This window comes from Streptomyces sp. NPDC048211, from assembly GCF_043202315.1.
GTDB lineage: Bacteria > Actinomycetota > Actinomycetes > Streptomycetales > Streptomycetaceae > Streptomyces.
The window spans coordinates 12285-24082 of the sequence record NZ_JBIDAD010000027.1; the positions used below are offsets into that span (position 1 = coordinate 12285).

Consider the following 11798-nt stretch of genomic DNA (forward strand, 5'->3'; position numbering starts at 1 on the left):
GTCACATGACGGATTCGAGCTTACCCCACAAGGGATCGAGCGGTGTCTCACGACGCAGATTCGTGGCTAGAACAGGTTTCATCCTGGGAGCCGCAGCGCTCTCGGGGCACGCCACCTCCGCCCAGGCGCGTACGACCGCGACAGCCGCTGTCATAGGCAGCGGGGACCGCATCCCGGTTCTGGTGATCGGCACCGGATACGGGGGTTCCGTCGCCGCCCTGCGGCTCGCCCGGGCAGGTGTCCCCGTCCACATGGTCGAGATGGGCATGGCCTGGGACACCCCCGGGGCGGACGGCAAGATCTTCGCCAACACGACGAACCCCGACGGCCGTTCGTACTGGCTCCGCACCAAGTCCAAGCAGCCGCTGAGCAACTTCCTCGGCTTCCCCATCGACCGGGCCATCCCCCGCTACACCGGCATCCTGGACGCCGAGGACTTCAGCGGCATCACCGTGTACCAGGGGCGCGGAGTCGGTGGCGGGTCGCTGGTCAACGGCGGCATGGCGGTGACGCCCAAGCGTGAGAACTTCGGTGCGGTGCTCCCGTCGGTCAACGCCGACGAGATGTACTCCACCTACTACCCGCGCGCCAACGCCGGGCTCGGGGTCGCCACCGTCGATCCCGCCTGGTTCGACACCGTGGACTGCTACAAGTACGCGCGGGTCGGCCGCAAGCACGCCCAGCGCTCGGGTTTCCCGTTCGTCTTCGTGCCCGATGTGTACGACTGGGACTACATGGAGCAGGAGGCGGCAGGCACCGTACCCAAGTCGGCGCTGGACGGTGAGATCCTCTACGGCAACAACTACGGCAAGAAATCGCTGCAGAAGACCTACCTCGCGCAGGCCAGGGCGACCGGGAACGTCACCATCTCACCGCTGCACCAGGTGACTTCGGTCGCTCCGGCGGCGGGCGGCGGCTACACGGTCGTCATCGACGAGCTCCGCACCGACGGGAGCGTCGCGACCACCAAGACGGTCACCGCCGGCAAGGTGTTCTTCGCCGCGGGAAGTGTCGGCACGAGCAAGCTGCTGACCCGGCTGAAGGCCACGGGCGCGCTGTCCGGCCTGAACGACGAGATCGGCAAGGGCTGGGGCGACAACGGCAACGTCATGTGCGGCCGCGCCAATCACGTGTGGGACGCGACCGGAGCGGTCCAGTCGAGCATCCCCTGCGGCGGCATCGACAACTGGGCCGCCGGAGGCGCGTTCGCCGAGGTCGCACCGCTGCCGACCGGGATCGAGACGTTCGCCTCGTTCTATCTGTCGATCACGAAGAACCCGAACCGCGCCCAGTTCTCCTGGAACGCCGCCACGGGCAAGGTCGATCTGAACTGGCAGACCGCCTGGAAGCAGCCCTCCATCGACATGGCGAAGACGATCTTCGACAAGATCAACGCCAGGGAGGGGACGATCTACCGGACCGACCTCTTCGGCGTCTACAAGATCTGGGGCGACCACCTCACCTACCACCCGCTCGGCGGCGCGGTCCTGGACAGGGCCACCGACAACTACGGCCGCCTGCACGGCTATGCGGGCCTGTACGTGATCGACGGCTCGCTGATCCCCGGCAACACCAGCGTCAATCCGTTCGTCACCATCACGGCGCTCGCCGAACGGAACATCGAGAAGATCATCGCCACCGACCTGTGACAGCGGGCACCGACCGGGCTGTGACAGCGGGCCCCTGGGCGAGCCGTCCGGTAGGAGGCAGCGGGCAGGCCTCCTACCGGATACGCGCCGCCGCCGGTCCGGCCGGCAGTCCCCAGGGCCGTCCCGTCATCCCCGGTGGCTCGGCGCACGGCGTCGGACACGGTGCGTCGCACGGCGGAGGGACGTCCGCAACCTGGTGCACGGGGGCGTTCCGACCACGCGCCGAGGTGCCGTGGCTGTCGTCGTGCGCCCGTCAGGGATGACGGGACAGCCCCCGGTCAGTGCCCCGGCAGCACGCACACGGCATCGAGCCCCAGCACGTGGTTGAGCCGGCCGAAGGCGAGCCAGGACCCGATACTCATGCTGAGTTCGACGATCTCGTGCTGGCTGTAGTGAGCGGTCATCCGGGTCCAGAAGGCGTCGTCGAGGCCGTGGTGGTCCAGGGCGTACCGCTCGGCGTACTCGGCGGCCAGCCGGGTCCGGTCGTCGAAGACATCGGTGGTGCGCCAGTCGCTCACCGCACCGGCGAACTCCTCCTCGACCTTCTGACCATCACGTTCGGTGCGCCAGTCCAGGCAGAACAGACAGCCGTTGATCTGCGCGATGCGCAGCCGGGCCGCCTCGAACTCACGCAGCCCGAGTGTCGTGTGCTCGTAGACCGACAGCGAGAAGTTCGCGGCGGCCATGCCGATGCCGGGCACCATGTCGCCCCACACGTAGCCGATCGGCTCCTGGCCCTCGGGGATGTCGATGATCATGGCTGCTTCCTTCCGAGTCGGCCGACTGCGGGACGCAGGGGGACGTCGAGCGCGTCGTAGAGTCCGGGTTCCGCTTCCACCAGCCAGTCGATGGCGTTCACCAGCCGGCCCACCGCGGTGGCGTTGCCGCCCGCCGACCGGTTCTCGTCCTCGTCGGTCGCCTCGACGGTGACCTCGATGCGCGGGCGTCCTTCGATGATCACGCGGTGGGCACCGGCCCCGTCGGGCGGCGAGGGCCAGTCCGGGGCACAGGACGGATGGATGCGGGTGATGTGTTCGATGACGATGCGGGGCTCGCCGTCGACGATGCCCTGGACCTCGAAGCGGACGGCACCCTGGGTCCCGGCCTCGAACTCGCCCATCGTCCTGGTGGTGACGGTGGTGTCGAGCGGCCGACGGGCCATGGTCTCGCGGATGTCGTCGAGCTCCACGCCCAGGGCCCTGGCCATCAGGCGTATCTGCCCGCCCCACACCATGGTCGGGATCGAGGCCGCGAGCATGAGGGGCTCGTACTCCATGGGGTGGCCCATGCCGATGAGGTGGCGGACCGAGTCGGGCTGGTCGTAGGTGGAGTAGTCGAAGATCTCCTGGCAGCGGATCGCGTCGACCGTGGTGCCGAGCCCGCTGATGAGCAGGGGCAGTACGTCGTTGCCCCAGCCGGGATCGACGCCGGAGACGAAGAGCGAGCCGCCCCCGCCGGCGACGGCGGCCAGCACCGGTTCGCGCAGCTCCGGCGGGGCTCCGCGCTGGTCGTAGAGGGCGTAGAGCGCCGGGGTGACGACGACGGCGCCCCCGGCCACCGCCCTGGTGATGTCGGCCAGTGCCTCGTCGGGGCGGATGTCGCCGGAGGCCGCGTAGACCACAGCCCGGGGGGCGGTGGCCAGTACCGCGTCGATGTCGTCGGTCGCGGCGACACCCAGATCGTGGTCCAGGCCGGCGAGGGGACCCGCGTCGCGGCCCACCTTGCCGGGGTCGTGGACGAGTACGTGCGCGAGTTTCAGAGCCGGGTGGGCCTCGACGGCGCGGATGGCCGCGCGGCCGACATTGCCGGTACCCCAGACCACCGTGGAAATCATGCGGCGGAGGGTAGCGCGCGGGATGAAAGGTTCATAGTGCCATCGCGCACCGGGTTCGGAGCGGGCCGGGACGTCTCGCGGCCTGCTCCGCCGGGGCCCCTACTCGTCGATCGTGGCGCCGTATCCGGCGCCCGTCCTCGGACCGCCGAACGGCCGGGCGTCGAACGTCCACGAGCCGGCGGCCGTCACGCCGCCGGCAGCGGCCGAGAACACCCAGACGACGCCGTCGCCGGCGTTCTCCCCCGGTGCCGCGGTCAGGAGACCGAAGCGGCCGTCCCTGTTGGGATCGGTCAGCCGCACCTGGCCGCCCCAGCGGTCCCCCTTCTCGGGGGCGCCCGGCACGTTCACCGAGTTCTGGTCCCACGAAGCGGCGCCGGTGGCGGTGAGTCCGCCGGCCGCACCGCGCAGCACCCATACGGCTCCCGCGTCGGCGACGGTGCCGATGTCCTCTCCGGGGGCGCCGACGGCCACGTCCGCGTACCCGTCGCCGTCGGTGTCCGCGACGGAGAGGTCGGCGCCCCAGCCGTCACCGGCCTCCGGGCTGCCGGGGACGCCCGAGGTGCCCTGCGTCCACCACACGGGCGGGGTGCCCGGGCCCTCGGCACCGACCGGTCCGTCGCCCAGGCTGCCGTAGTACACGCCGACCACACCGCCGGTCGTCGACTCGCCGCCGTCGTCGGGACTGTTCGGCTCCCCCGTGACGAGGTCGTCGAAGCCGTCGTTGTCGATGTCACCGGAGGCGACGGCCGGGCCGCCGCGCAGGTCGTGGTCGTAGCGGAGCCCCTGCACCTCGCCGAGGAAGAGCGCGGACCAGCCGTGGCCCGGCTCACTGCCGACGGTGACACCGGAGATGACGAGGTCGGCGAGACCGTTGCCGTCGTAGTCGCCGGTCGTCATGGCCCGGGGCGCGATCTCACGCCCCGGAGTGCCGGGGATGCGGCTGCTGCGGGAGGCGGGCGCCGGTGACCCGGACTTCCGCCGGGCCGCCGCCTCGTACTGGTAGATGCTCAGGTCGGTGCGGTCGGTCACGGCCAGCTGGTCGCCGGGGATGTCGGGGCTGAAGCGCGCCGCCGCGAGCGCACCGCCGAACCCGGCTCCGGCGACGGGCTCCTCGGCCTGCAGCCAGTCGCTGGCCGCGCCGGAGAGCCCCTTCGCGGAGCCCCACAGGACGACGGCGCCGCCCGCGTCGGTCACCGGTTCGATGTTCTCGCCGGGCAGGCCCACGACCGCGTCGTCGTACCCGTCCCCGTCGAGGTCGCCGGTGGCCAGGGCGCGGCCGAAGCCGTCCCCCGCCTCGGCGGCGCCCGGCACCCCGGTGGTGTTCTGGCTGAACACGGCGCCCCGGGTGGTGCCGATGCCGCCCGGCCCGCCGTACTGCACGGTCACGTAGCCCGCGCCCTTCTGGCCGGCGATCGTGCCGCCGGGCGCGGCGATGAGCACGTCCTCGTAGCCGTCACCGTTGAAGTCGGTGTTGCGGTCGCCCGCGTGTGTTCCGCCGGGGGTACCGGCGTAGGCGGGGGGCGCGGCGACGGCGGCCCCTGCCATCAGGAGGAATGAGGCCGCGACAACGGCGGCCGGTCGGTGGGTGCGCACGAGCGGCTCCTCGGTTCAAGGATGACCGGGCGGGGTCCGGGGGTCCGGGGGGACGCCGGGAAGAGCCCGTTACCCTCCTGGCGCCCTGTTGGACCGGCTCTGCGGCACAAGGGTTGTACGGCATCGCGAAAGGGGTGGAAGGGAGCTGTTCAGCTCCCTTCCACCCCTTTCAAGGCTCCGCGCGGGCGCGGGGCCGCGGTGGATCAGTAGGCCCCGAAGACGTTGTCGATCGAGCCGTACGTGGCGGCGGCGTAGTTGCACGCGGCGGTGATGTTCGCGACCGGGTCCAGGATGTCCAGCGAGGTGCCGGGCACGTGGTAGGCGTCGAACGTGGGCTGGATGACCTGGAGGAGGCCCTTGGACGGGGTGCCGGCGGCGGCGTTCGAGTCCCAGTTGTTGACGATCTGCGGGTTGCCCGAGGACTCGCGGATGACGTTGCGGTAGATGCCGTCGTAGCTGCCGGGGATGCCGTTCTCGGCCATGACGGCGAGGGACTCCTTGATCCAGCCGTCGAGGTCGTCGGTGTACGTCGTCGCGGACTGCGTGGAGGTGGTCGCGGCGGTCTCCACGGCGACGGGCGCGGCCGTCCGCTGCGAGCGGTCGGCGCGGTCGGTGCTCTCGGCCCGGTCGGCCGACGGCTTCGCGGCGCTGGCGGACGAGTTCTCCGCCTTGAATTCGCTCTTGGTCGCGGCCTTGGGGGCGGCGGCCGAGGACGTGGCGCCGATGGTCAGCTTGAGGCCCGGGTGAATGAGGTCGGGGTTGCCGCCCACCACACTGCGGTTGTCCTGGTACAGCCGCTCCCAGCCGCCGCTGAGGGAATGCCCCCGGGCGATCTTGGAAAGCGAATCACCGTGCACCACGGAATAGGTGGTGGACTCGGCCTTCTGTGCGGCAATTTCCTTGCCGGACACGGAAGTCGGGGCCGCGGCCTTTTCCGCGACGACCGCCTGGGCGGGTGCGGCAGAGGCCGACCCGGCAGCGATCAGGGGGAGCGCGAGAACGACTCCGCCCGCGCTCACGGCGATGAAACCGCGGGTCAGGGAGGTGGACTTGGAACGACGGTGCTGACCCTTGAAGGGCATGGCGCTTTTCCTCTCCGCCGCCTGCGAGGTGAGCTGTCGGGTTCGGACTGGAGATGTCCGGCCGCACATGGCGACTTCACCCCTAGCCGCTCCGGATTCCCGGAACGGCGGCAAACCTGGGTCCCCCGCTCCTGCCGTACGTGAGTGGTCGGGTTACCGGACGGCGGCAGGATTCGGCGTTCCATCCGGATTGACGGTGACCGTAAGCGAGAAAGGGCAGGCGAAACAAGCCCGGAATTCTTGATCGCAATTGCAGCGCAAGATCAATCAAAGGAAATGTGGGACGCCGGTCACATACCCGCGGGTCAACTTTCTTGGCGCAACAGGGAACCGAAGCCTCCGGTTGCGCATCCGGAGCGGGAAACGTGACGCTGGCCACTGTGCCCGAAAAGGGTGATTTGCTGGATATTCAGAGGCTATGGACCATAAAAAAGGGACTCTTTTGGGCTTTATCGACAAAGTCGAGTATCCAGACAATTGGGACATCATGGTGCGGGTGTCGGCTGCGCGGCCACGCCGGCACGGCGGCGCGCCACCACCACCGGCGACTCGTCGCCCGGGGCGCGGAGGATGTCCGCTTCCAGCGCGTACAGCTCCTTCACCAGGGCTTCGTCGACCGTCTCCGGGGGAGCGCCCCGGGCGATGACGCGGCCGTCCTTCATCGCGACGAGCAGATCGGCGTAGCGGGCCGCGGCGGCGAGGTCGTGCTGGACCATGACGACGGTCCGGCCGGTGGCCGCGACCTCGCGCACGAGTTCCAGGACCTCGACGGCGTGGCCGAGGTCGAGGGCACTGGTGGGTTCGTCGAGCAGGACGACCGGGGTCTGCTGGGCGAGGACCATGGCGAGCCAGCAGCGCTGACGCTGGCCGCCGGACAGCCGGTCGATGCGCTCGCCGGCGAGCGAGGTGGTGCCGGTGGCGTCGAGTGCGTCGCGCACCGCCTGCTCGTCCTCGCGCGACCACTGCCGCAGCAGCCCCTGGTGCGGGCTGCGGCCGTAGCGCACCAGACCGGCCACGGTGACCGCTTCGGGGGCGCGCGGCGACTGCGGCAGCAGGGCGACATGGCGGGCGGCCCGGCGCCGGCCGGCCTCCCAGATGTCCGTCCCACCGATCAGGACCCTGCCGGACTCGGGCCGGTGGAGCCGGGCGACGGTCCGCAGCAGGGTCGACTTCCCGCAGCCGTTGGGACCCACGATCGCGACGACCTGTCCGGCGGGAACGGAGAGCTCGACGTTCTCCACCACGGGGCGGCCCGGGTATCCGGCGTGCAGGCCACGGACTTCGAGGCCCGCGTCGGTGCCGGTCGGATTCTCGGTCATGTGCGGCTCACGCCTTTCCGGCGGCCGGGTCGGGCCGCAGCAGTACCCACAGGAGGAAGGGGCCGCCCAGGACGCTGGTGACGACCCCGACGGGGAGTTCGACCGGAGCGGCGACGCGGCCGATCGCATCGGCCGCTGCGATCAGCGCGGCCCCGGTCAGCGCCGAGCCGGTGACCGGGACCCGGGTGGGACCGCTCAGCCGCTGGGCGAGGATCGGCGCCGCCAGTGCCACGAAGGCGATGGGGCCGCCGACCCCCACGGCCGTACCGGCCAGCAGCACGGCGAGGACGAGTGCGACGGTGCGCACCCGGCGCAGGTCGACGCCGAGGGAGCTCGCCACCTCGTCGCCGAAACGCAGGAGTTGAAGGCGGTGCCCGGCCGCCAGCGAGAGGGGGACGAGGAACAGCAGGGCCACGGCCAGCGGCACTCCGGCGTCCCAGTCGCGCCCGTTGAGGCTGCCGACGGCCCACAGGAACACGCCGCCCGCGGTGTTGTCGTTCTCGCGCGACATGATCAGGTCGCCGATCGCGCCGATGAAGGTGGAGACGCCGATTCCGGCCACCAGCAGGCGGTAGCCGGCACTGCCCGCTCCCCCGGCACAGACGACGACCAGGACCGCGGCGGCGATGGCGCCGACCGGACCGAGCCACCAGTTGCCGACCATGCCGGTGGCGGACCCCGCGGCGGCCGCGACCACGGCGGCGGTGGCGCCTTCGTTGACCCCGACCAGGTCCGGCGTGGCGAGCCGGTTGCCGGCCAGGGTCTGGGTGAGACAGCCCGCGACACCGAGGGCCGCGCCGACCAGCAGGCCGGTGAAGACGCGGGGCAGCCGGAAGTCCCGCACGATCATGACGGTGCCGGCATCGCCCGTTCCCAGCAGTCCCGAAAGGGTCTCCGACAGGCTCATGCCGGTCGAACTCGCCATCACCGCCAGGGTGATGAGCAGGGCCAGCAGCGGAAGGAGCAGGGCGGCCGTGAGCGCGCTGCGTCTCGGGAGGAGCCAGGACAGCGTTCCGGTGCGGACCACGACGCTGTCGGGCGGGGTCACGTCGGTCATGCCGGGACCCCCTCGGTGGACAGCCGGGCGGAGCGGGCGATCCACACGAGAAGGGGGCCGCCGACGAAGGCGAGCAGCACGCTGACCGGGGTCTCCCAGGGCCGGATGACGATCCGCGCGAGTATGTCCGCCACGATCATGACGTCGGCGGCGACCAGGGCGGAGAGGACGAGTTGGGCCGTCATCCGCGCGCCGGCCAGCGCCCGCGCGGCGTAGGGCGCGAACAGTCCGAGGAAGGCGATGGGGCCGGCCACGGCGACGGCGCAGCCGGCGAGCAGGGAGACGGCCCCGGCGACGACGAGGCGGATCCGGCCGGGATGGTGGCCCAGGGAGCGGGCGCCGTCGTCCCCGAGCCCGAGCGCCGCCAGCGGGCGGGCGCAGCCGAGTGCGGTGAGCAGGCTCAGCGCGATCAGGGGCAGCAGGGGCAGCAGGTCGGAGAGCTCGATGCCGGCGAGCGAGCCGATCGTCCAGTAGCGGTAGGTGTCGAAGGTGGACCGAGTACCCAGCAGGACGTACGAGGTGAGGCCGTGGAAGGTGGCGCCGAGCGCCGATCCGGCCAGGACGAGGCGCAGCGGGGATCCGCCGCCGCGCCCGGAAGCCGCGAACAGGAGGACGGCCGCGCTCGCCACGATCCCTCCCGCCAGGGCCCACACCAGCAACGAGGCGGGCGAGTCGGCGCCGAAGAAGGTGAGCCCCAGCACCACGGCGAAGGCGGCACCCGAGTTGACGCCGAGCAGCCCCGTCTCGGCCAGGGGGTTGCGGGTGGCGGCCTGCAGAAGGCATCCCGCCGTTCCCAGACACACCCCCACCAGGACCGCGGCGAGCGTGCGGGGCAGGCGTACGTCCACGACGGCCAGGCGCAGTTGCGCGTCCGCGCGGGCGGCCGGGTCACCGACGAGGTAGTCCCAGGCGCCGCCCGCCGTGCTCGACCCGGTGCCGATGAGCAGGGACAGCAGCACGAGGACGGGCAGCAGGAGCAGCAGGCCGGCGGCCGCCCACACGGCCGCGCGCCCTTCCCGTGGCGGGATTCCGGTGGGGCGGGACCCGGTTCGGGACCGTCCCCCTTGCACGATCAACATATGGTTAGCCTAACCTAACTAAGCCGGGCGGCCGGCGGCGGGCCCCAGGGCTCCCCCATGCCCTGAAACGGCGTCAATCGCCCTGTCCTGTCCCCTTTCGGTGCGACGGAGCAGCCACCCGGACCGACCTCATCATTCGAACGCAACGGAGATTCCAGGCCATGGCCCCGCATTCGACCTTCTCTTCACGCGGCCTCGTCCGCCCCTCGGTGGCGGCCACGCTGATCGGTATCTGCGCCCTGGGACTGACCGGCTGCGGGTCCTCGGACGCCTCGGAGGGATCCGGCACATCGGGCGGGTCCACGTCCGCGACGACGACTCGGGTGACGGACGCGACCGGGACGCCGGTGGCAGTCCCCTCGGCGCCCGAGCGCGTGGTCGTCCTCAGCGAGATGGACCTGGACGCGGCTCTCGCCCTGGGGGTGAAGCCGGTGGGCCTGACCGCCGGCCGCGGCCAGAAGGGCGCCCCCGGCTATCTCGCGGACGCGGCGAAGGACATCCCCGTGGTGGGCGCGGTCACCGGACCGGACATCGAGAAGGTCGTCCAGGCCGAGCCGGACGTGATCCTCGCCGGCCAGCTCGCCGACGAACAGGTCCTCCAGCAGCTGCGCAAGGTCGCGCCCACGGTCGTCACGATCGACGGCACGAAGGACTGGAAGAAGGCGCTCTCGCTCACCGGGAAGACGCTCGGCAAGGCCAACCGGGCCGACGAGTTCCTCGCCGACTACGCCACCCGGGCCGCCGCCCTGAAGAAGGACCTCGGCGCGGAGGCCGGCAGGAGCGTGTCCGTCGCCCGCTACTCGGCCAAGGGTTCGGCCGTCATGCAGCAGGGCGTGTTCATCAGCGACGTCCTCAAGGACCTGGGCTTCACCCGCCCCGGTATCCAGAACGAGAAGGGCGAGGGCCACTCCACCCCGATCAGTGACGAGAACCTCAAGGAGATCGACGGGGACTGGCTCTTCATCGGCACCCTCACCTCCACCGGATCGGACCAGGACCTCGTGGCCGAGCTGTCCGAGAAGCCCGCGTACAAGCAGCTCAAGGCCGTGAGCAGCGGCCGTGCGACCGTGATCGACGGCACGAAGTGGACGAGCCTGGGCGGCGCGCGGGCGGCCGTCTCGGTGCTCGACGACATCCGCAAGGCCATGATCAAGTGAGCCCCGCACCGGAACTCACCGGCCGGCTCGCTCTCGTGACAGGGGCGGGCCGCGGGATCGGCGAGGCGGTGGTGCACGCCCTCGTCGAGCGCGGCGCCCGCGTCCTGGCCACCGATATCGCCCCCGAAGGCGTCACCGCGCTCGCCCGGAAGTACGGCGCGCAGGTCGCGGCCCGCACGCTCGACGTGACGGACTCCGCGGCCGTCGAGGCGCTCGTCACGGAAGCCGAGGACACGCTGGGCCCCCTGGACATCGCGGTCAACGTCGCCGGAGTACTGCGGTGTTCGGCGGTCGCCGAGCTGACGGACGAGGACTGGGCGGCCACCTTCGCCGTCAACACCAACGGGGTGTTCCACGTGTCGCGTTCCGTGTCCCGCCGGATGGCCGGACGCGGAACGGGCAGCATCGTCACCGTCGCGTCCAACGCCGCGGGCATCCCCCGCACGGACATGGCCGCGTACGCCGCGTCGAAGGCCGCGGCCGTCATGTTCACCAAGTGCCTCGGCCTCGAACTGGCGCCCCTGGGTGTCCGCTGCAACACCGTGTCACCGGGCTCGACCCTCACCGACATGCAACGCGGCATGTGGCCGTCCGGAGACGCCCGGGTCGAGGAGGCCGCCGCCCGCCGTGTCATCGACGGGGACCCGGCGAGCTACCGCACCGGCATTCCGCTCGGCCGGATCGCCGAACCGTCCGACATCGCCGACGCCGTCGCCTTCCTCGTGTCCGACCGCGCCCGCCACATCACCCTGCACGACCTCTACGTCGACGGCGGCGCCACGCTGCGGGGCTGATGCTCCCCGTTCGGATCAGGCCGGACTCGCGGGGGCCCCGGCAGCGCGCCCCGCCGCGCCGTCGCCGGTCGCCGTGTTCCCGAGGCGCCCGGCAGCGCGCGGCCAGGGAGGCCCTGCCCTCCCTGGCCGCCCTGCCCGCCGCATCCGCCGCATCCGCCGCATCCGCCGCGCGACGCATACCACCCGGAGCCGCTTCCCTGTCCAGCCCGATCCGGCCTGATCCGCCAGAAGACC

At 71.6% G+C, this 11798-nt stretch carries 10 protein-coding genes and 1 riboswitch; of the genes, 3 read left to right on the plus strand and 7 right to left on the minus strand.

All coding sequences use genetic code 11. The features are described 5' to 3' along the window. Positions 1–5: 5 nt before the first annotated feature. The gene (locus ACGFZA_RS40845) at positions 6–1649 is read left to right on the plus strand and encodes a GMC oxidoreductase (RefSeq protein ID WP_385287036.1); all 1644 of its coding nucleotides are present in this window, start codon (positions 6–8) and stop codon (positions 1647–1649) included. Positions 1650–1927: 278 nt separating this feature from the next. Here ACGFZA_RS40845 and ACGFZA_RS40850 read toward each other — a convergent pair whose 3' ends face one another. The 7 genes from ACGFZA_RS40850 to ACGFZA_RS40880 form a co-directional block, all read right to left on the minus strand. Continuing rightward, positions 1928–2407, minus strand: coding sequence for a carboxymuconolactone decarboxylase family protein (locus ACGFZA_RS40850; RefSeq protein ID WP_385287038.1), 480 nt, complete (start codon positions 2405–2407; stop codon positions 1928–1930). Continuing rightward, positions 2404–3483, minus strand: a complete 1080-nt coding sequence (locus tag ACGFZA_RS40855) for a dihydrodipicolinate reductase (RefSeq protein ID WP_393686045.1) — start codon at positions 3481–3483, stop codon at positions 2404–2406. Before ACGFZA_RS40855 ends, ACGFZA_RS40850 begins: the two co-directional genes overlap by 4 nt. A gap of 99 nt (positions 3484–3582) precedes the next feature. Beyond that, positions 3583–5076 carry an FG-GAP repeat protein gene (locus tag ACGFZA_RS40860; protein WP_393686047.1) on the minus strand — a complete coding sequence of 498 codons (1494 nt, stop codon included), beginning with the start codon at positions 5074–5076 and terminating at the stop codon, positions 3583–3585. Between the two features lie 203 nt (positions 5077–5279). Beyond that, positions 5280–6158 (minus strand): transglycosylase SLT domain-containing protein, encoded by an 879-nt coding sequence (locus ACGFZA_RS40865; protein ID WP_385287043.1) that lies wholly within the window; start codon positions 6156–6158, stop codon positions 5280–5282. 5 nt (positions 6159–6163) lie between these two features. Next, positions 6164–6347: riboswitch (cyclic di-AMP (ydaO/yuaA leader) on the minus strand. A 296-nt stretch (positions 6348–6643) separates the two neighbouring features. Further along, the gene (locus ACGFZA_RS40870; protein ID WP_393686050.1) at positions 6644–7477 is read right to left on the minus strand and encodes an ABC transporter ATP-binding protein; all 834 of its coding nucleotides are present in this window, start codon (positions 7475–7477) and stop codon (positions 6644–6646) included. A gap of 7 nt (positions 7478–7484) precedes the next feature. Beyond that, complete coding sequence (locus tag ACGFZA_RS40875) at positions 7485–8534, minus strand: FecCD family ABC transporter permease (protein ID WP_393686052.1); 1050 nt, start codon at positions 8532–8534, stop codon at positions 7485–7487. After that, on the minus strand, positions 8531–9613 hold the full coding sequence (locus ACGFZA_RS40880) for a FecCD family ABC transporter permease (protein ID WP_393686054.1): 1083 nt from the start codon (positions 9611–9613) through the stop codon (positions 8531–8533). Before ACGFZA_RS40880 ends, ACGFZA_RS40875 begins: the two co-directional genes overlap by 4 nt. 161 nt (positions 9614–9774) lie before the next feature. Here ACGFZA_RS40880 and ACGFZA_RS40885 point away from each other — a divergent pair, with 161 nt between their 5' ends. Further along, positions 9775–10770: an ABC transporter substrate-binding protein gene (locus tag ACGFZA_RS40885; protein ID WP_393686056.1), complete on the plus strand. Its 996-nt coding sequence runs from the start codon at positions 9775–9777 to the stop codon at positions 10768–10770. Continuing rightward, the gene (locus ACGFZA_RS40890; RefSeq protein WP_393686058.1) at positions 10767–11564 is read left to right on the plus strand and encodes a 2,3-dihydro-2,3-dihydroxybenzoate dehydrogenase; all 798 of its coding nucleotides are present in this window, start codon (positions 10767–10769) and stop codon (positions 11562–11564) included. The genes ACGFZA_RS40885 and ACGFZA_RS40890 overlap by 4 nt, the downstream gene beginning before the upstream one ends. Positions 11565–11798: the final 234 nt, after the last annotated feature.